This is a genomic window from Ensifer sp. ENS10 (genome assembly GCF_014852025.1).
In the GTDB taxonomy this organism is placed as follows: domain Bacteria; phylum Pseudomonadota; class Alphaproteobacteria; order Rhizobiales; family Rhizobiaceae; genus Ensifer.
In genome coordinates, this window is the sequence record NZ_JACVAS010000001.1 from 1,357,868 (window position 1) to 1,377,117 (window position 19,250).

Genomic DNA, 19,250 nt, shown 5'->3' on the forward strand with positions numbered 1-19,250 from the left:
CCCCGAAATGGACAGGGATTCGTGCGGGGTCAAGAGGGTTCACCCAAAATAACGATGAGAGGAGGTGATGCAACTCATGCAAGATTGCATCGCATCTGCAATCTGGAATGGGTGCCTGCTCGCTTCCTCACGGCCGCGGGGTCGCCATCGCCGGTGCTCATTCGCTTGCCGTGAGAGACACGAGTCCTCCGGCGTGGCGATCGAGCCGCCCAGCGAGATCGAGCTCCAAGAGAAGAAGGTAGACCTGTGCCGGCGAAAGCCCGGTGTGCCTGACGATGTCGTCGGTTTCGACCGGCGTCGGACCAAGCGCATTGATGATGGCCGCACGGTCGCTGTCATTGGTCGCGGCAGGGGTGCTCGGTTGCGCATGCCCCTCCGGTTCCCTGACACTTGGCAAGCGTAGCTCGAACTGGCTGAGCGGCGCCAATGCTTCAAGGACATCGTCCGATGACGTCGTGACGATCGCGCCCTGCTTCAAAAGGTCGTTCGTGCCATGGCACCGGGGATCGAGTGGGGATCCCGGAACGGCAAAGACCAGCCGGCCGAAATCGGCGGCATAACGCGCGGTGATCAACGAGCCGGAGCGATTGGCCGCCTCGACGACGGTCACGCCGAGGCTGACGCCGGCAATCAGCCGGTTGCGCCGCGGGAAATCGCGTGCACGTGGCTCCCAGCCAAAGGGCATTTCGCTGATCGCCAGACCCCGGCCAGCGGTGATCTCATCCAGCAAGCCGATGTTTTCGGGTGGGTACGGCCGATCCAGGCCGCCGGCAAGCGCGGCGATCGTGCCGGTTTCGAGGCTTGCGCGATGGGCGGCGGTATCGATACCGCGCGCGAGACCCGACGTGACGACATAGCCTGCGCGACCGGCATCGCGGGCGATCATCGCCGCGAACTTGGCGCCGCTGACCGACGCGTTGCGCGAGCCGACAATGCCGAGCGACGGGCGGGTTGCTGCTTTGAGATCGCCCTTCATCGCGAGGAGAGGGGGAGCGCCGTCGATCTGCCGAAGCGCTGAGGGATAACCTGGCTCGCCGATGCCGACAAACACCGCGCCGCAGCGTCGCGCCGCTTCCAGCTCCCGTTCGGCCTCGCTTACCGTTGCCACACGATAGGCCTGTTTGGTCCCTCCGCGCCGGGATAGTTCTGGAAGCGCGTCGAGCGCGTTTTCCGCCGTGCCGAAGTGGTTGATCAGGTCCCTGAAGGCGATGGGGCCGACATTGTCGCTGCGGATCAGCCGCAGCCAGGATAATTTCTGTCGTTGGGTCAGCGCCACTCCGGTTCGTCCTGCGCTGCCTTCAGACATTATCCCTTGTCCCCGATCTTGCTTTCCGTGCCGGCGAGCAACCGCTGGATATTGGCGCGATGCTTCACCCAGCTAATGATGGTCATTGCCGCGAAGAGGAGAGCGACCTTTTCGTTCCCTACCGCGTAAAGTAGAACCGGGATGATAGCCGTTGCAACCAGTGCGGACAATGAGGAGTAACGGCTGATTTTCGCCATGGCGAGCCAGATCACCGCAAAGGCGAGCACCATCGGTGGGGCGAGGCCAAGGAGGACGCCGATATAGGTGGCGACACCCTTGCCGCCCTTGAAGCCGAGCCAGACGGGATAGAGATGGCCGATGAAGGCGGCGAAGCCTGCGGCGATCCCCGCTTCGACGCCCCAATGAGATGCAATGGCGGCTGCCGCGGTGCCCTTGAGCGCGTCGAGCAGCAGGGTCGCTGCGGCAAGCTTCTTGTTGCCGGTGCGCAGCACATTGGTCGCGCCGATATTGCCCGAGCCGATCTTTCTGACGTCGCCCAGCCCGGCCATGCGGGTCAGGATCAGTCCGAATGGGATCGAGCCGAGCAGATAGCCGAAGCCCAGGCTTAACAACGTCAAGGGCAGCCCAAGCTGCCAGGAAAATAGATCCACCGGTTCCCCTCCCGCGCGACCGCTTTGGGCTTATGCGGAATGCACAAGCTTGCCGGCAACATAGGTTTGCACAACCCGGCCGGTAAAGCGTGCATTTTCAAACGGCGTGTTCTTGGAGCGCGAGACGATCGCTTCCTTGTAGAGCACCCACGGCTCGTCGAGGTCGAGGACCGCGATATCGGCCTTGGCGCCCGGCTTCAGCGTGCCTGCGTCGAGACCGAAGATCGCCGCCGGGCGGGTCGACATGGCATCGATCAGGCGCATCAGTGGAACCTGGCCGCTGTGGTACAGCCGAAGAGCGGCCGCTGCCAGCGTTTCAAGGCCGATCGCACCGTCGGCAGCGTCGGCAAACGGCAGGCGTTTGGTGTCGACGTCCTGCGGGTCATGCGAGGAGACGATGATGTCGATCGTGCCGTCGGCCAGCGCCTCGGCCATGGCCACCCGGTCGTCTTCGCTGCGAAGGGGCGGCGAAAGCTTGAAGAAGGTGCGGTACTCGCCGATGTCGTTTTCGTTGAGCGCCAGATTGTTGATCGAGATGCCGCACGTGACGTTGGCGCCGCGCTGGCGTGCTGCACGAATGGCCTCAGCCGATTCGGGAACCGAGATTTGGGCGGCGTGGTAGGCGGCCTTCGTCAGGCCGGCGATGCGCAGGTCGCGCTCAAGCGGGATGATCTCGGATTCGCGCGGGATCCCGGCAAGGCCGAGCCAGCTTGCGAGCAGGCCCTCGTGCATGACGCCGTTGGCGCCGAGATACTTGTCGCGGGTCTCAAGAGAGATGACGGCGCCGAATTCGCGCGCGTAGGTCATGGCCCGGCGCAGAACCAGCGTGTCGTGGATCGACCGTCGGCCATTGGTGAAGCAGACGGCGCCGGCTTCGCGCAGCAGGCCGAATTCGGTCATCTCTTCCCCGGCCAGTCCCTTGGTCAGGGCCGCGGCAGGATGGACATTGACGAGGGCCTTGTCGCGCGCCGTCTTCTTTACGTACTCGACCAGCGCGATATCGTCGATCACAGGATCCGTGTCGGGCATCGCAATGAAGGTGGTGACGCCACCGACCGCTGCTGCGCGCGACGCGGATTCGAAGGTTTCGCGATGTTCGCTGCCCGGTTCGCCGACGAACACGCGGGCATCGACGAGGCCGGGAACGGCGGTCAGGCCATCGCAGTCCTTGACGAAGGCGCCATCGGGCGCGCCCTGGTTCTGTGCATCCGCGCCGGCGGCCAGGATGCGGCCGTCGTTTCCGACGATGACAGTGCCGACCTCGTCAAGGCTGCGCGAGGGATCGACGATGCGGAGGTTCTTCAGAACGAGTGGTCTGGTCATAGGCGCGGCCCCTGGTTCTGCGAGAGAAGCAGCGTTTCCATCACCGCCATGCGTACGGCAACGCCCATCTCGACCTGCTGTTCGATCACGCTCTGCGGGCCGTCGGCGATTTCCGAGGCGATCTCGACGCCGCGGTTCATCGGCCCGGGGTGCATGACGAGCGCATCGTCCTTGGCCGCCTTCAGCTTCTGCGCATCGAGCCCGTAGTAGTGGAAGTATTCGCGCACCGAAGGCACGAAAGAGCCGGCCATGCGCTCGCGCTGGAGGCGCAGCATCATGACGACATCCGCATCCTTCAGGCCCTCGGCCATCGAGTGATAGACCTCGACGCCCATTTCGGCGATCCCCGAGGGAAGCAACGTCGCCGGAGCGACGACGCGCACGCGGGCGCCCATCTGGTTCAGGAGCAGGATGTTGGAGCGCGCCACGCGCGAGTGCAGCACGTCGCCGCAGATCGCCACGATGATGCGCGAGAGCTTACCCTTGGCGCGGCGGATCGTCAGCGCGTCGAGCAGGGCCTGGGTTGGGTGCTCGTGCTGACCGTCGCCGGCATTGACGACGGAGCAGGAGACTTTCTGTGCCAGGAGAGCGGCGGCACCGGCCGAGGAATGGCGCACCACCAGCACATCCGGGTGCATGGCGTTCAGCGTCATCGCCGTATCGATCAGCGTTTCGCCCTTTTTCACCGAGGAATTGCCGACCGACATGTTCATGACGTCGGCGCCAAGCCGCTTGCCGGCGAGCTCAAACGAAGACTGAGTACGCGTCGAGGCTTCGAAGAAGAGGTTGATCTGCGTCAGCCCCCGCAGCGTCGAGGTCTTTTTCTCTCTTTGACGGGAGATTTGGACGGCTTCATCGGCGCGATCGAGCAGATAGGTGATATCCTGCTCCGTGAGCCCCTTGATGCCGAGCAGGTGGCGATGCGGGAAAGTGATCATGGGCCGCCCTTGCGCTCTGGAAATGTGGTCGCTCTATAAGACTTGGCCCCCGGTACGGCAAGGCTTGGGCGTCACCGTCCGCAGAAAACTTGCAACGGCCATCCTATCTTTTTCGCGCCCCGTTCCGTGGTCGAGAAACTTGCGCTAGAACCGGCCCATGAATCAGATGAACCGGACTGAACAGAAACTCGCCGAGCTGAACCAGCCCAAGCCCTGGTCCGGTGTCAACGCCTATCGCTCCGATCCGCTCGTGGTGGATATCACCTCGTCGATGAGCAAGACGCTGCGCGACGAATTCGATGTGCTCGGCCGTTACGTCACCTCGCCAGAAGCGCAGGAACTGGCGCGCATGGCGAATGAAGGTCCGCCGAAGCTGAAGACGCATGGTCCGCGCGGCGAGCGTCTCGATGTCGTCGAGTTCCACCCGGCCTGGCATGCGCTGATGCGCCGCTCAATGTCGTCGGGCCTCCATGCGTCGGCCTGGGAAAACCTGGCTGACGAGCGCAACCAGTCGCACAAGACACGCGCCATCCGCTTCTATCTGACGGCGCAGCTGGAATGCGGCCATCTCTGCCCGCTGACGATGACGAGCGCGTCGCTTGCCGCGATCACCGCGTCTCCGGCGGTGCAGAAGGAATGGGCGCCGAAGATCCTGTCGCGCAAATACGACTCGACGAACCGTCCCTGGATGCAGAAGTCGGCCGTCACCGTCGGTATGGGCATGACCGAGAAGCAGGGCGGTACCGATGTCCGCGCCAATACCTCGACGGCCGAGCGTGTAGGCGAGGGCATCTATCGGTTGAATGGCCACAAGTGGTTCATGTCGGCACCGATGAGCGACGCCTTCGTCATGCTGGCGCAGACCCGCGAGGGCCTTGCCTGTTTCCTCGTGCCGCGTCTTCTGGAAGACGGCAGCGCCAATGGCCTGCGCTTCCAGCGGTTGAAGGACAAGCTCGGAAACCGCTCCAACGCTTCGTCGGAGGTCGAGTTCTCCGACACGTTTGGCTTCATCCTCGGCGCGCCGGACGCCGGCATCCGGACGATCCTCGACATGGTAACGCTGACGCGCCTCGACTGCGCGTTGGCATCCGCAGGCATGATGCGGGCCTCGCTCGCCGAAGCCGTGCACCACACCCGCGGCCGCAAGGTCTTCGGCAAGCCGCTCGTGAGCCAGCCGATGATGACGCGCGTGCTTGCCGACATGGCGCTCGACGTCGCTGCGGCAAGCGCCCTTTCGTTCCGTCTGGCTGAGGCGTTCGACAAGGCCCGCAACAGCCCGGAAGACGCAGCCTATGCGCGGATCATGACGCCTGTTGCCAAGTACTGGGCCTGCAAGATCGCCCCGGCACTGATTTACGAGGCGATGGAGTGCCTGGGCGGCAATGGCTATGTGGAAGAGCGCGCGCTGGCGCGCCATTACCGCGAAGCACCTGTCAACGCCATCTGGGAAGGGTCCGGCAACGTCATGGCGCTGGACGTGCTGCGCGTACTCGCCAAGGGCAAGGATCTCTTCGAGCAGCTCTTCGTCGTTTTGGCTCGCGATCTCGGACCAGCCGGCCGCAAGACGATCGACGTGCTGCGCGCCGCCATGTCGCTCTGCGAACGGGACGAGGGTGCTGCGCGCATGCTGATCGAGCAATTGGCGCTCGCCGCCGCCGCCGCCGAACTCTACCGTCTCGGTGCCGGCCGCATTGCCGACGCTTTCCTCGAATCGCGACTGGCTGCCGGATGGCGCTCCACCTACGGCATGCTCGATTCACGCTTCGATTCCGCCTACATCCTCGATCTTCTCTATCCCCCTGCGGCGTAAGTAGTCAGCCCCCTGCGACGTAGGTCGTCAGGTAGAGGACGAGTGGTATCGTGAAGAACGAGACGACCGTCTGGACGGTTGCGACCGCCGCATAGAGTTCGGCGTCGCCATCCATTTGCTTGGCCAGCAGATAGCCGTTCATCGCCGTCGGCACGGCCGCGCCAAGCGCGATGACCAGCAGGGCGTCCCCCCGAATGCCGAGCAGATAGCTCGCACTCACCATGAAGACCGGCATCACGATCAGCTTGAGGAAGACCGCGAGCAGCGCCGTCGCGCTCGGCTTCAGCGCATCGGAAGCGCGCAGGCCCGCGCCGACCATCACCAGCCCAAGGCTGAGCGAGGCGCTTGCCAGCATCTCGATCGTGGTCATCACGGGGCCGTAGATCTTCAGTCCGACCAGGTTGACGAGAATGCCGAGCACGGAGGCGACAATCAGCGGATTGGTGGCGATCTTTGCGAAGAAGCGCCTGAAGTCACGATTGCCCCCGCCGAACCAGACCAGCACGCCGATATTGTAGAGATTGATGGGGATGATCACGAGTGTCATCACCAGCGCGGTCAACGTCAGGCCGATCGGGCCGTAAAGCTTCTGCGCAATTGCCAGCGCCACGAAGCCGTTCCAGCGCGTTGCCGTCTGGAAGACCGAGGTGAACGAGGCGCCGGACACGTGCCGGTCTCGCAGCACTGGCCAGAGGAGCAGCACGAAGGCCGACATCAGGCTGACGCTGCCGATCGTCGCGATGGCCGTCGCGTCGGCTTTCAACCCGGCAAAGTCTGCCTGGGCGAGCGTCGAGAACAGCAGGGCAGGGAACAGGATGAAGTAGCCAAATTGCTCGAGCCCGAGCCAGAGGCTCTGGTCCACGAATGTCGAGCGTTTGAGCCAGACGCCGAGCAGAACCAGCAGGAAGATCGGAAGGATGCTTTCAAAGACGACGGTCATGGAGGAGGACCTGCGAGGGGGAGGGATATCGCTACCCGAATTTTGCAGAGACCGGAATGGGCTTGCAGCTTTGTGGTGAATGATCGGGCGCAAGCGTGAGCGCAAGAAAACCTGGCCTGTGAAAATTAACCTTAACAAATGGTTTACGTTGCACGCCTTGCCTGTAGGCGCGAAATTGACCAGGAATTTCAACAGATCCGGAATGGAGCGGTTCGGTGAGAACTGGTCTTTTGATCATCATGATGGTGTTTTTCGCCGGACTGGCGCTGGATATTGCGGTCCCAACGATGGTCCTGCTTGCCTTGTTGCTGGCAGACCGCGCCATATATCCGCTAGTCTACCGCCGCATCTCGGAAAGGGGAGCCGCATGAAGTGGTTTCTGATCCTTTGGGCCTGCCCGGTCATGTTCCTCACGTCTTGGTATGGTCTCTCCTATTACGACATGAGCTTCGGCTTCTTCATGCTGACGCGGCAGACCCATGACCTCGTGTTCCAGGTCTACGGCAATGTCCTTGGCATCCCGCCAGAGACGATCCCGCCGCTCGTCGCCCGAGCGATCGTCTTCGATAGTTTTGTGGTCTTTGCCATTATCGGCTTTCGCAAGCGCCGTGAGATCGCGGCCTGGTATCGCCGTCGTTTCGGTGCCGGCGTAGCTCAGTCCGAAAGGCCGTCCCTCGCGAGCGAAGCCAGCCTGTCGAGCGCGCCCTGAAGAATGAAGGAGGCGGCGGCCGAATCGATGCGTTCGGCCCGCTTCCGTCGCGACACATCCATCTCGATCAGCACACGCTCGGCCGCAACGGTCGAAAGCCTTTCATCCCAGAAGATGAAAGGCAGTGGCGTCTTTTGCTCCATGTTGCGCACGAAGGCGCGGGTCGCCTGACAACGCGGTCCCTCGCTGCCGTCCATGTTGACGGGCAGGCCGATGACGAAGGCTGCGATCTTTTCTTTTCCTGCCACTGACAGCAGCGCTTCCGCGTCCACCCCGAACTTGATCCGGCGGATCACCTCTCGGGGTGTTGCGAACCTGCGGCCGAGATCGGAGACCGAAAGGCCGATCGTCTTGGTGCCGAGGTCGAGCCCGGCGATCGCCTGGTTCTGTTGAAGCTGGGATGCCAGCTCTTCGATGGTGAGAATTGCCATGTCGGTGTCGATTCGATCTTTGCGCGGAGGGCTGTCTGTTCCATATGCTGTTCCGACACGCAAATCATCAGGGAGATCGTCATGAAGATCAAATGGCTCGGTCATGCCGCCTTTCACATCGAAACGGCAAAGTCCAAAATCCTCATCGACCCCTTCTTCACCGGCAATCCCGCCTTCCGGGACGAGGATCGCAGGGACGCGACCGCCGGGCTCACCCACATCCTCCTGACCCATGGTCATGGCGACCATGTCGGCGATACGATTGCGATCGCCAAGGAGACCGGTGCGACCGTGGTCGCCAATGCCGATCTCGCCGCCTGGCTCGGGCGGCATGGCGTCAAGGCGCTCGAAATGGGAAATACCGGCGGCACCATCAACCTCGGCGCGTTTTCAACGACCTTCGTCAACGCGCTCCATTCCTCGGCGCAGCTCACCGAGGACGGCGTTTCCCATTCGCTCGGCAATGCCAATGGCCTGGTGCTGCATTTCGAGGACGAGCCGACGCTCTACCACATGGGTGACACGGACATCTTTTCCGACATGGCGCTGATCAACGAATTGCACCAGCCGGAAATCGGCATCGTGCCGATCGGCGACCGTTTCACCATGGGCGGCGCGGTGGCGGCACTCGCCTGCCAGCGCTTTTTCAAGTTCTCGACGGCGATCCCCTGCCATTACGGCTCGTTCCCGATCATCGACCAGACCCCCGCGACCTTCGTTGCCGGCATGGAAAGTGCATCCACCAAGGTGGAGACACCTTACGTCGGCGTCGTCGTCGAGGTCTGATGTTGCGCCGGGCCTTTTGACGAGAGGTCCGGTACTCCGGCAATTCCCCCGTTGCGTGGCTCGCCGTGCGCCATTATAGCGGGGGAAGTTCCAGTTACCGGAGACGATCATGTCCGTAGACCTTGCCACCGTGAAGCGCGTTGCGCGCCTTGCCCGTATCGCCGTCAGCGAAGAGGAAGCCGAGCGGATGATGGGCGAGCTCAATGGCATCCTCGGTTTTGTCGAACAGCTCTCCGAAGTTAATGTCGATGGCGTCGAGCCGATGACCTCGGTCACGCCGATGGAGATGAAGAAGCGGACGGACATCGTGTCGGACGGCAACAAGGCCGACGATATCGTTGCCAATGCGCCGAATTCCGATCGCAATTTCTTCCTCGTTCCGAAGGTGGTCGAGTAACCAGACCCCCTGCCGCCCCGACGTTCCCGATTGCGAAAGCCCGATTTCATCATGACCGACCTTATCAGCCTCACGATTGCCGAAGCCCGCGCGAAACTCGCCGCCAAGGAAATCACCGCCGTCGAACTGACGGATGCCTATATCGGCGCGATCGATGCCGCCAATGAGGCGATCAATGCCTACATCGCCGTAACGCCGGACAAGGCGCGCGAGATGGCGAAGGCCTCGGACGCGCGTATCGCCGCCGGCAAGGCCGGTGCGCTCGAAGGCATCCCGCTCGGCATCAAGGATCTCTTCGGCACCGAGGGCGTGCACACGCAGGCCTGCAGCCATATCCTCGACGGTTTTGCGCCGCGTTACGAATCGACCGTGACCCAGAACCTCTGGAACGACGGCGCCGTCATGCTCGGCAAGCTGAACATGGACGAATTCGCCATGGGCTCGTCGAACGAGACCTCCTACTACGGTGCCGTGAAGAACCCGTGGCGCGCCAAGGGCTCCAATCTCGACCTCGTTCCGGGCGGCTCGTCCGGCGGTTCGGCTGCAGCCGTCGCTGCGCATCTCTGCGCCGGTGCCACGGCGACCGATACTGGCGGTTCCATCCGCCAGCCGGCCGCCTTTACCGGCACCGTCGGCATCAAGCCGACCTATGGCCGCTGCTCGCGCTGGGGCGTCGTCGCCTTCGCCTCGTCGCTCGATCAGGCCGGCCCGATCGCCCGTGACGTGCGCGATGCCGCGATCCTCTTGAAGTCGATGGCAAGCGTCGACACCAAGGATACGACCTCGGTCGATCTGCCGGTGCCGGATTACGAAGCTTCCATCGGCAAGTCGGTCAAGGGCATGAAGATCGGCATTCCCCGGGAATACCGCGTCGACGGCATGCCGGAAGAGATCGAGGCGCTCTGGCAGCAGGGCATCGCCTGGCTGAAGGACGCCGGCGCCGAGATCGTCGACATCACCCTGCCGCACACGAAGTATGCGCTGCCGGCCTATTACATCGTCGCTCCGGCCGAGGCTTCCTCGAACCTCGCCCGCTATGACGGGGTGCGCTACGGCCTGCGCGTTGACGGCAAGGACATCGTCGACATGTACGAGAAGACGCGCGCTGCCGGTTTCGGCCAGGAGGTCAAGCGCCGTATCATGATCGGCACCTACGTGCTTTCTGCCGGCTATTACGACGCCTATTATCTGCAGGCGCAGAAGGTCCGCACGCTGATCAAGCGCGACTTCGAACTGGCCTTCCACGCCGGCGTCGATGCGATCCTGACGCCCGCCACGCCGTCCTCCGCCTTCGGTATCGCCGACGAGGACTTGGCGTCCGATCCGGTCAAGATGTACCTGAACGACATCTTCACGGTAACGGTCAACATGGCTGGTCTTCCGGGCATCGCTGTTCCCGGCGGCCTCGACCACAAGGGTCTGCCGCTTGGCCTGCAACTGATCGGCAAGCCGTTTGAGGAAGAGACGCTGTTCAAGACGGCGCATATCATCGAACAGGCCGCCGGTCGCTTCACGCCCACCAAGTGGTGGTAAGGCTTTGATGGCGGTGCCGGACCGGCACCGCCACTGTTTCTGAAGACGATCAGTCACTCTTGTCGCGGAAGGAGCCCGCGTCATGCCCGCCATCCGTCATGCCCGCGCCGGCGATGTCGATCGGCTGACGGCGATCGGTCTCGCCGCTTGGCAATCCGCGATTGCCGGTCTTGCCGATGGTGAGAGAATGCGGCGTGTGGCAGAAGCCTCGTTTTTCCGTTTTCTTTCCGATCACTGGTTGTCTGTTTTGCTGATCGAAGCCGAAGGCGGCATTCGCGGTTGGGTGGCGCGAGAGGACTTCGACAACGTGATATCCGACCTGTGGATCGAGCCGGCGGTCCAGGGCAGGGGCCTTGGCGCTTTGCTGCTCGGCGAGATCGAGCGTCGCATCGTTGCGGACGGGTTCGATGTCGCCACCACCAAGACCCATGCGCGCAACGACCGAGCCGTGACCTTCTTCCGCAACCGCGGCTACGGCGTGAGTTGGCTTTCCACCGCCTACGCCCCGCAACTCGACGGCGATGTCGAGTTCATCGGCCTGAGCAAAGTCCTCACCGAGCAAGACTAGGGCCGCCGACCCTGCGCATATCCGTGCATGGCTGCCACCCGGAAATGCGCAGCTTCCGGTATTGACGCAAGGTGAGGCTCCTCATCGCTTCACCTTGCGTGAAGTGCCAGCGATACCGGACATCATTCGATGCCCGGTATCGTCGGTTTCCGCCGCTCAGCGGTTGTTGAGTTCGGAGCGCACTAGCTGCAAACCGCGTTCCGTGATGCGATAGGGATTTCCGCCGGAAGACGATATCGCCTTCTTGCGCTTCAGCTTGCGGAAAAGGTCCAGGTCGAAGCCGGGGTAGACCCAGCCGTCACGGGTGAAGCAGCGGATCTCGGCGATCGCTTTGCTTTCGCGAATGATTTCGATGCGGCCGCCCTGGGCCAAATGATGAAGGATGCGCTGTTCAGCGCGCGAGATGTCCATTGTCTGAATGTTCCGGAAAAGCGTTCGGAAGAACGCAGGAAAACGTTCCGCAAATCACTGGGAAAGCGGGGTGACGTTTCCGGCCCGTGCGCGCAATCAAAGGAAGATTGCGAGGACGGGCCCTTACCGGGACTCAGGCGACGAAGTGAACATCAAAACTCCAGAAAGACGATGCTTTCCTAGAAGACGTTCGCGAGCGCGTCAAGATGCCCCTGCAACGCCAGGGTGCCGAACGCCGCGGCTGCCACCTGAAAGACGATGATGAGCGCCAGCCGGGTTCTGAATGGTTCCTTGCGTGTCTTGTGGCGAAATATGTGCCGGGCAGCCATCGCCCCCGGACTTCCGCCGAGAAAAGCAATCGTCAACAGCGTCTGTTCGCTGATGCGCCAACGGCCCGCGCGCGCCGCCCGTTTGTCAAACCAGAACAGCCCGAAGCTTAAGATGTTGATGTAGGCTGCGTACAAGGCGAGTGCGGTGGCGGTGGACATCGGCAAATCTTGGCGCAAGGGTGCTAAACGATGGTTAAGCGGCGCTCCCAACGCGCGGCTGTCCGGAGATGCGGCCGCATGCTGCCGAACAACTTGCACCGGCGGACCAATTGTTCTACCGAGAAACCAAGAATTCAGGCTTCAAAGAAGAGCATGATATGAGCATTGTCGACGTCCGCACCCCCGATCCGAAACGCTTCATCCCCGGCGCCACCGGCGACTGGGAAGTCATCATCGGCATGGAAGTCCATGCCCAGGTGCTTTCCAATTCGAAGCTGTTCTCGGGTGCCTCGACGGAGTTCGGCAATGCGCCGAATGCCAACGTTTCGCTGGTCGACGCCGCCATGCCCGGCATGCTGCCCGTCATCAACGAGGAATGCGTGAAGCAGGCGGTGCGCACCGGTCTCGGCCTCAAGGCCGCAATCAACAAGCGCTCGATCTTCGACCGCAAGAACTATTTCTATCCGGACCTGCCGCAGGGCTATCAGATCTCCCAGTTCAAGGATCCGATCGTCGGCGAGGGCAAGATCATGATTTCGATCGGCCCTGATCGCCAGGGCCAGTTCGAGGACGTCGAGGTTGGCATCGAGCGGCTGCATCTCGAGCAGGATGCCGGCAAGTCGATGCACGACCAGCATCCGTCCATGTCCTATGTCGACCTCAACCGTTCGGGCGTGGCGCTGATGGAGATCGTCTCCAAGCCGGACATGCGTTCGTCGGATGAGGCCAAAGCCTATATGACGAAGCTGCGCTCGATCGTGCGCTACCTCGGCACCTGCGACGGCAACATGGACGAAGGTTCCATGCGCGCCGACGTCAACGTTTCCGTGCGCCGTCCGGGCGAGGGCTTCGGCACCCGTTGCGAGATCAAGAACGTCAACTCAATCCGCTTCATCGGCCAGGCAATCGAGTACGAGGCGCGCCGCCAGATCGGCATCCTCGAAGATGGTGGCTCTATCGATCAGGAAACCCGCCTGTTCGATCCGAACAAGGGCGAGACCCGTTCGATGCGCTCCAAGGAAGACGCGCACGACTACCGTTACTTCCCGGACCCGGACCTGTTGCCGCTGGAGTTCGACGATGCTTTCGTTGAAGCGTTGAAGGCCGATCTGCCGGAATTGCCCGACGACAAGAAGGACCGGTTCGTTCGAGACCTCGGCCTTTCGGTCTACGATGCCTCGGTGCTCGTTTCCGAAAAGTCGATCGCGGACTACTTCGAGGCTGTAGCCGAAGGACGCGATGGCAAGATCGCCGCGAACTGGGTCATCAACGACCTGCTCGGCGCCTTGAACAAAGCCGGCAAAGCCATTGAAGAGACTCCCGTTTCCCCGGCTCAGCTCGGCGGCATCATCGATCTCATCAAGGCCGAGACCATCTCGGGCAAGATCGCGAAGGACCTCTTCGAGATCATCTGGAACGAAGGTGGCGACCCGGCCGAGATCGTCGAAGCCCGCGGCATGAAGCAGGTGACGGACACCGGCGCCATCGAAAAGGCAGTGGACGAGATCATCGCCGCCAACCCGGACCAGGTCGCCAAGGTCCAGGCCAAGCCCTCGCTTGCCGGCTGGTTCGTCGGTCAGGTGATGAAGGCGACTGGCGGCAAGGCCAACCCGCAGGCCGTGCAGGCCCTCGTGAAGGCCAAGCTCGGCATCGAGGAATAAGCGATGTTCTTTGTACGGACGGCCAGCGAGCGTGATCTCGAAAAGGTTCGCGCCCTGCTGGTCGAGACGTGGCATGCGACCTACGACACCTTCTACGGCGTCGAGAAGGTCAACGAACTGACGGAGCGCTGGCATTCGCTGCCGGCGCTGAAAGCGCGGGTCGCGCGCAAGAACGCCGAGTTCCTGGTCGCAGATGACGGTCGCCAGATCGGCGGCATGGGGTTTGCGGCCATGTCCGACACGCAAGCCAAGACTGCCGTGCTGCATCAACTCTATGTGCTGCCGAAGTTCCAGCGGCAGGGCATCGGCCGCGACATCTTCGCCGAGCTCGAAACCTGTTTCCCGGATGCCGAGCGCATGCGCGTCGAAGTGGAGCCACAGAACCTGCACGCGCTTGCCTTCTATCGAACGCATGGCTTCGCCGAGGTCGGCGAGACGGCCAACCACGGTCACGAGCAATCCGGTCCGCCGGCGATCATCCTGGAAAAGCGGCTTCTCGGCTAAGTGCCAGTCCTGCCAGCTCCCTGTGGATAACTTCATCGGGGACGGCTCTGTCATGAAACCTTTGCGCTGCAGTGCTTGGTCCGCCGTCGATGAACGAAGCGAGCCGAGGAAACCATGGACGCGATAGCCGAACTCTTGATCCGCAAGGCCGAGCGCGAAGACCTGCCGGCAATCGTGGCACTCTTTGCCGATGATCAGCTCGGTGGTCATGGCGATACGACCGCTCCGGAAGCCTTCGGAGACTATGTCGCCGCCTTCGAACAAATCGAAGCCTCGTCGCTGCAGACACTCTTTGTCGCGGTTCTTGCCCGGGAGATCGTCGGTACCTTTCAGACGGCGCTGCATACGTCGCTTTCCGGTCGCGGCAGCTCGAGCCTGATCGTCGAAGCGGTTCAGACGCGCGAGGATATGCGTGGCCGTGGGATCGGCGAACGCATGATGCGCCACGCGATCGCCGAGGCTCGCGACCGAGGAGCGAAGAAGGTCCGGCTGACGTCCAATGCGGTACGCGGCGACGCGCACCGTTTCTACGAGCGGCTCGGCTTCACGCGCAGTCACTTCGGCTTCCTCATGCCGTTGAATTGACGGCCTTTGCCTCGGAATCACTGGACAAGCCATGAGCGGCGGGGCATAAGCGGGAACATAGTTTTGGTATCTGGCCGCCTTCCCAACGGCCGGTCAAGGACGGCATCCATGAAGCTCCTGCTGCAGATTTTCACCTGGTGGAACGAACAGACGATCGGAACGCGCTTTCACACCTGGCGCCATGGTCAACGGGTCGGTCAAGACGAACTCGGCAATGTCTACTATCAGGGCGGCAAGGACTCAGAAGGGCGCACGCGCCGCTGGGTGATCTACAATGGCTATGCCGAAGCCTCCGCCATTCCGGCGGGCTGGCACGGCTGGATGCATCACCGGACCGACGTTTCGCCGGCCGATGAGAAGTACACGCCGCGCGAATGGCAGAAGCCGCACCGCGCAAATCCGACCGGCACGGCCAATGCCTACCGCCCGCAGGGCTCGATCGCAGCCACCGGCAAGCGTCCGCGCGTCACCGGCGACTACGACGCCTGGACGCCGGGCTCCTGAATAATCTGTTCTCAGAGACGACGACGGGCCGCGGAATAGGTTCCTCGATCACGGCGCGGCCACAATTGATGGTTAGCGCCTGAAATCCATCGATGATGAACAGGGCACGCGGGAGACAGGCGACAATGGCAGGTTCTGATCTGCGCAAAGCAATCGGCCAAGGAGCACGGCGGTTGGGCTTGTCCCTGCTTGCCGGTTTGCCGCTGATCACCTCGGCGGGAGCCGTTGACGCGGCGCGCCTCTCCAATGCCGTTGCTGTCTTCTCCGGCATCGACAAGATCACCGGCCGCATCACCACCTTCGACGTCTATATCGGCGAGACGGTCCAGTTCGGCGCCCTCCAGGTGACACCGCGCGTCTGCTACAGCCGCGATGATACCGAAGCGCAAAAGATCACGACCTTTGTCGAGGTCGAGGAAATCACGCTCGACCGCAAGATCCGCCGCATCTTCACCGGATGGATGTTTGCCGACAGCCCGGGCCTGAACGCCGTCGAGCACCCGGTCTATGATGTCTGGCTGCAGTCCTGCAAGGCGACGTCCGATCTGCCGCCGCCGGATACCGCGGCGAAGCAGTAGGTCGCTGAGGCTGCCGGACATAAAAGCGGCAGCCTACCCGTAATCCAGCTACCCTCATCACCTTGGCGCTATGCGCTTGGCGGTTCCTTGCGGCCGAACAGGCCCTTGAAGAAACGCATGGCCGCAGCGCCTGCAATTACGATCAGCACGCCGCCCTTTTTCAAGAAGGCTAGCGCAACGGCAAGCAAGCCGGCCTTGGCGGCAACCTTGGCGCCGGCGCCGGCTGCAATAAGGCCCGCCATGCCATAGGCCGCGACGGCATCGCCCTCCTTAAAGTCTGCGTAAGCCTGCCCGGCGTCGAACTGCACCATGCCTGTAACACCCGGCAGTCCCGACTTGATTTCGTCGAGCTGCTCCAGCCCCGAAACAAAGTTCATCTGCAGCACGCCTTCGCGGCTGAGGATGCGAACAGAATAGTTCAGGGTATGGGGCGCGTTTGGATCCTTGCCGAAGATCAGGTCGCGTGCCCAATGCATCGTGTGCGTTGCCAGATCGTAATGGGGAGGGGAGGCCCAGCCGACCAGCGTGATCGGATCGTAGCCCTGCTTCTCGCGCTCGATGTTGTTTTCGGCAGACGCTTCCTTCAGCTGTGCCAGCAGTTCGGTAAAATCGGTGGTCAGCGCATCCGCATCCGAGACGTAACCGTCCTTCAGGTAATCGATGACCGATCCCCAGGCTTTGTCGGCGTCAGGCGCATACTTGGCGGGAAACACCATGCCGAGATGACCCTCGGCAGAGCCCGGAGGATTGCCCCACAGGTCGACAAGGACCTTCTTTGTGTCGGCAGGATCGAGGAAATAGAACTCCGCTGGAATATCGAGCTGCGCCTGGGCGGCGGGCAGTGAGACCTTGCCCTGCTTGAAATCAAGCGACCCGACGATGGCCGAGTACTCAGGCGACAGGTTCGGCTCGCTGCCGAACATCTCGCGATATGTCTTTGCTTCCGCAGCCGTGCTGGAAGCCATGAAAACCGACAATGCCAATATAAACTTGTTCATCCAAGTGCCCTCGAAAACGTTCGAACTGTGGATGAACATATGAACGAAGTACATCTCCAGGTGGAGATATCCAACGAAGAGTATCTAGAGCATCCCGCTCTCTCAAGTGGAGCCACTGGAAGCGGGAAGATGCTCTACATTCAAAGTGCCAGAGCGTCCTTTGTGCGTTCACTTGAACGCACGGCGCTCTAGAACGAAAGGTCTGGCGAGTTCATCGCGTTGCCGAGCATGATCTCGTACTCGGCTTTCGGCACGTCGACCGCACCGAAGGATTTCAGATGCTCGGTCGTGAACTGGGTGTCCAGCAGCTCAAAGCCTCGGGCACGCAGGCGCTGCACCAGATGCACAAGGCAGATCTTTGAGGCGTCGGTGCGCCTTGAAAACATGCTTTCGCCGAAAAATGCCGAGCCGAGCGAGACACCGTAGAGGCCGCCGACCAACAGGTCGTCCTCCCAGGCCTCGACGCTGTGGGCGTAACCCATCGTGTGCAGCGTTGCGTAGAGGGTGCGGATCTTGTTGTTGATCCAGGTCGTCGGGCGGTCAGGGGCCGGGGCGGCGCAGCCTTCCATCACCGCCTCGAAGGCGGTGTTGAAGCGGATGTCGAAGGGTTTTCGGCGGATCGTCTTGGCGAGGCTGCGGGAGACGTGAAAGTCCGTGAGCGGGATAACGCCGCGAATTTCGGGCTCGACCCAGAAAAGCTCGGGGTCATCGGCCGAATCGGCCATAGGGAACAGGCCGATCGAATAGGCGCGCAGCAGCATGTCCGGTGTAATGTCGGGCTGCTTGCTGCGCGTCCCTTTCAATGTACGGTCCTTACTCGGACGTGGCGGCCAGATGCTTTTCCAGCCAATGGATATCGTAGTCGCCGTTGGCAATATCCTGATTATTGATCAGGTCCTGGAACAACGGAAGCGTGGTCTTGATGCCATCGATGACAAATTCATCAAGCACACGGCGCAGACGCATCATGCATTCGACGCGGGTACGCCCGTGCACGATCAGCTTGCCGATCAAGCTGTCGTAGTACGGCGGGATGCGGTAGCCCTGATAGGCGCCCGAATCGACACGTACACCAAGACCGCCCGGAGCATGGAAATGCGTGATCGTGCCAGGGGAGGGGACGAAGGTGCGCGGATCCTCGGCGTTGATGCGGCATTCGATGGCGTGTCCGGAGAACACGATATCTTCCTGCTTGACCGAGAGGCCGCCGCCGGAGGCAACGCGGATCTGCTCATGCACGAGGTCGATACCGGTGATCGCTTCGGTGATCGGATGCTCGACCTGAAGACGGGTATTCATTTCGATGAAATAGAACTCGCCGTTTTCGTAGAGGAACTCGATCGTGCCGGCGCCGCGGTACTTCAGCTTCTTCATCGCGTCGGCGCAGACCTGGCCGATCTTCATGCGCTGGTCGACGTTGAGGGCTGGGGAGTTTGCTTCTTCCCAAACCTTCTGGTGACGACGCTGCAGCGAGCAATCGCGTTCGCCGAGGTGCACCGCGTTGCCGGCGCCATCGCCAACGATCTGGATCTCGATGTGACGCGGCTTGCCGAGGTACTTTTCCATATAGACGGCGTCGTTGCCGAAGGCAGCAAGCGCCTCGGCGCGGGCAGTCGAGACGGCTTCTTCGAGGTCAGCCTCGGAGCGAGCGACCTTCATGCCGCGGCCACCGCCGCCGGCTGTTGCCTTGATCAGCACCGGGAAGCCGATCTTGCGGGCGACTTCAAGCGCGTTTTCCGGCTTCACTTCGCCATCGGAACCCGGAACGACCGGGATGCCAAGCTCCTGCGCCGTCTTCTTGGCGGTGATCTTGTCGCCCATGATGCGGATGTGCTCCGCCGTCGGGCCGATGAAGGTGATGTCGTGCGCTTCCAGGATTTCGGCGAACTTGGCGTTTTCCGACAGGAAGCCGTAGCCCGGGTGCACGGCATCGGCGCCGGTGATTTCGCAGGCAGCGACGATCTGGTGAATGTTCAGATAGCTATCGCGCGAAGGCGGCGGGCCGATGCAGACGCTCTCGTCGGCGAGGCGCACATGCATGGCGTCAGCGTCGGCCGTGGAATGAACGGCAACCGTAGCAATGCCGAGCTCCTTGCAGGCTCTGAGCACGCGAAGGGCGATTTCGCCGCGATTGGCAATGAGAATTTTCGAGATCATCGCCACGCCGCC

Annotated in this window: 23 protein-coding genes; 12 read left to right on the top strand and 11 right to left on the bottom strand. The window is 62.1% G+C overall.

Annotation, left to right across the window (positions count from 1 at the left end):
• Positions 1-157 precede the first annotated feature (157 nt).
• Genes dprA through IB265_RS06555 form a run of 4 tightly spaced genes read right to left on the bottom strand, consistent with a single transcriptional unit; the run spans position 158 to position 4,178 of the window.
• Positions 158-1,306, bottom strand: coding sequence for a DNA-processing protein DprA (gene dprA / locus IB265_RS06540; protein WP_192494673.1), 1,149 nt, complete (start codon positions 1,304-1,306; stop codon positions 158-160).
• Positions 1,306-1,917, bottom strand: coding sequence for a glycerol-3-phosphate 1-O-acyltransferase PlsY (gene plsY / locus IB265_RS06545; protein ID WP_058321478.1), 612 nt, complete (start codon positions 1,915-1,917; stop codon positions 1,306-1,308). Before plsY ends, dprA begins: the two co-directional genes overlap by 1 nt.
• A 30-nt stretch (positions 1,918-1,947) precedes the next feature.
• Positions 1,948-3,240: a dihydroorotase gene (locus IB265_RS06550; RefSeq protein WP_058329337.1), complete on the bottom strand. Its 1,293-nt coding sequence runs from the start codon at positions 3,238-3,240 to the stop codon at positions 1,948-1,950.
• A complete protein-coding gene (locus IB265_RS06555; protein ID WP_057252282.1) occupies positions 3,237-4,178 on the bottom strand; it encodes an aspartate carbamoyltransferase catalytic subunit in 942 nt (313 codons plus the stop codon). Before IB265_RS06555 ends, IB265_RS06550 begins: the two co-directional genes overlap by 4 nt.
• A gap of 157 nt (positions 4,179-4,335) precedes the next feature.
• Here IB265_RS06555 and IB265_RS06560 point away from each other — a divergent pair, with 157 nt between their 5' ends.
• The gene (locus IB265_RS06560; protein WP_192494674.1) at positions 4,336-5,988 is read left to right on the top strand and encodes an acyl-CoA dehydrogenase family protein; all 1,653 of its coding nucleotides are present in this window, start codon (positions 4,336-4,338) and stop codon (positions 5,986-5,988) included.
• A gap of 4 nt (positions 5,989-5,992) precedes the next feature.
• Here the strand turns inward: IB265_RS06560 and IB265_RS06565 are convergent, their stop codons facing one another.
• Positions 5,993-6,928: an AEC family transporter gene (locus IB265_RS06565; RefSeq protein ID WP_192494675.1), complete on the bottom strand. Its 936-nt coding sequence runs from the start codon at positions 6,926-6,928 to the stop codon at positions 5,993-5,995.
• A gap of 215 nt (positions 6,929-7,143) precedes the next feature.
• Between IB265_RS06565 and IB265_RS06570 the strand changes: the two genes are divergently transcribed.
• Complete coding sequence (locus IB265_RS06570; RefSeq protein ID WP_192494684.1) at positions 7,144-7,299, top strand: hypothetical protein; 156 nt, start codon at positions 7,144-7,146, stop codon at positions 7,297-7,299.
• Entirely contained in the window at positions 7,296-7,637 is a 342-nt protein-coding gene (locus IB265_RS06575; protein WP_058321475.1) for a DUF6105 family protein, read from the top strand. The genes IB265_RS06570 and IB265_RS06575 overlap by 4 nt, the downstream gene beginning before the upstream one ends.
• Here the strand turns inward: IB265_RS06575 and ruvX are convergent.
• Positions 7,583-8,068, bottom strand: a complete 486-nt coding sequence (gene ruvX, locus IB265_RS06580) for a Holliday junction resolvase RuvX (protein WP_057252278.1) — start codon at positions 8,066-8,068, stop codon at positions 7,583-7,585. The two genes, IB265_RS06575 and ruvX, sit on opposite strands and share 55 nt — an antisense overlap.
• A gap of 81 nt (positions 8,069-8,149) precedes the next feature.
• On the opposite strand from ruvX, the gene IB265_RS06585 reads away from it, so the two are divergent.
• The 4 genes from IB265_RS06585 to IB265_RS06600 all read left to right on the top strand — a co-directional run bounded on the left by IB265_RS06585 (position 8,150) and on the right by IB265_RS06600 (position 11,352).
• A complete protein-coding gene (locus IB265_RS06585; RefSeq protein ID WP_057252277.1) occupies positions 8,150-8,854 on the top strand; it encodes a metal-dependent hydrolase in 705 nt (234 codons plus the stop codon).
• Positions 8,855-8,963: 109 nt separating this feature from the next.
• Positions 8,964-9,251 carry an Asp-tRNA(Asn)/Glu-tRNA(Gln) amidotransferase subunit GatC gene (gene gatC, locus IB265_RS06590; RefSeq protein WP_057252276.1) on the top strand — a complete coding sequence of 96 codons (288 nt, stop codon included), beginning with the start codon at positions 8,964-8,966 and terminating at the stop codon, positions 9,249-9,251.
• Positions 9,252-9,302: 51 nt separating this feature from the next.
• The gene (gatA, locus tag IB265_RS06595; protein WP_057252275.1) at positions 9,303-10,784 is read left to right on the top strand and encodes an Asp-tRNA(Asn)/Glu-tRNA(Gln) amidotransferase subunit GatA; all 1,482 of its coding nucleotides are present in this window, start codon (positions 9,303-9,305) and stop codon (positions 10,782-10,784) included.
• Positions 10,785-10,866: 82 nt separating this feature from the next.
• Complete coding sequence (locus IB265_RS06600; protein WP_093232277.1) at positions 10,867-11,352, top strand: GNAT family N-acetyltransferase; 486 nt, start codon at positions 10,867-10,869, stop codon at positions 11,350-11,352.
• Positions 11,353-11,508: 156 nt separating this feature from the next.
• On the opposite strand, the gene IB265_RS06605 is transcribed toward IB265_RS06600, so the two are convergent.
• On the bottom strand, positions 11,509-11,763 hold the full coding sequence (locus tag IB265_RS06605; protein ID WP_093232278.1) for a YjhX family toxin: 255 nt from the start codon (positions 11,761-11,763) through the stop codon (positions 11,509-11,511).
• A gap of 179 nt (positions 11,764-11,942) precedes the next feature.
• Positions 11,943-12,251 (bottom strand): DUF1294 domain-containing protein, encoded by a 309-nt coding sequence (locus tag IB265_RS06610; RefSeq protein WP_112995485.1) that lies wholly within the window; start codon positions 12,249-12,251, stop codon positions 11,943-11,945.
• Positions 12,252-12,409: 158 nt separating this feature from the next.
• Between IB265_RS06610 and gatB the strand changes: the two genes are divergently transcribed.
• From gatB to IB265_RS06635, 5 genes are all read left to right on the top strand, one after another.
• Positions 12,410-13,912, top strand: coding sequence for an Asp-tRNA(Asn)/Glu-tRNA(Gln) amidotransferase subunit GatB (gene gatB / locus IB265_RS06615; RefSeq protein WP_057252865.1), 1,503 nt, complete (start codon positions 12,410-12,412; stop codon positions 13,910-13,912).
• Between the two features lie 3 nt (positions 13,913-13,915).
• Positions 13,916-14,416 carry a GNAT family N-acetyltransferase gene (locus IB265_RS06620; RefSeq protein WP_192494676.1) on the top strand — a complete coding sequence of 167 codons (501 nt, stop codon included), beginning with the start codon at positions 13,916-13,918 and terminating at the stop codon, positions 14,414-14,416.
• Positions 14,417-14,530: 114 nt separating this feature from the next.
• Positions 14,531-15,001, top strand: coding sequence for a GNAT family N-acetyltransferase (locus tag IB265_RS06625; RefSeq protein WP_192494677.1), 471 nt, complete (start codon positions 14,531-14,533; stop codon positions 14,999-15,001).
• 108 nt (positions 15,002-15,109) lie between these two features.
• A complete protein-coding gene (locus tag IB265_RS06630; protein ID WP_104665671.1) occupies positions 15,110-15,505 on the top strand; it encodes an NADH:ubiquinone oxidoreductase subunit NDUFA12 in 396 nt (131 codons plus the stop codon).
• 125 nt (positions 15,506-15,630) lie between these two features.
• Complete coding sequence (locus tag IB265_RS06635; protein ID WP_192494678.1) at positions 15,631-16,083, top strand: DUF2155 domain-containing protein; 453 nt, start codon at positions 15,631-15,633, stop codon at positions 16,081-16,083.
• 68 nt (positions 16,084-16,151) lie between these two features.
• Here IB265_RS06635 and IB265_RS06640 read toward each other — a convergent pair whose 3' ends face one another.
• The 3 genes from IB265_RS06640 to accC all read right to left on the bottom strand — a co-directional run bounded on the left by IB265_RS06640 (position 16,152) and on the right by accC (position 19,238).
• Positions 16,152-17,081, bottom strand: coding sequence for a DUF2167 domain-containing protein (locus tag IB265_RS06640; RefSeq protein ID WP_058321532.1), 930 nt, complete (start codon positions 17,079-17,081; stop codon positions 16,152-16,154).
• 188 nt (positions 17,082-17,269) lie between these two features.
• Positions 17,270-17,884 (bottom strand): leucyl/phenylalanyl-tRNA--protein transferase, encoded by a 615-nt coding sequence (aat, locus tag IB265_RS06645; protein ID WP_057252268.1) that lies wholly within the window; start codon positions 17,882-17,884, stop codon positions 17,270-17,272.
• 10 nt (positions 17,885-17,894) lie between these two features.
• Positions 17,895-19,238 carry an acetyl-CoA carboxylase biotin carboxylase subunit gene (gene accC, locus IB265_RS06650; protein ID WP_057252267.1) on the bottom strand — a complete coding sequence of 448 codons (1,344 nt, stop codon included), beginning with the start codon at positions 19,236-19,238 and terminating at the stop codon, positions 17,895-17,897.
• Positions 19,239-19,250: the final 12 nt, after the last annotated feature.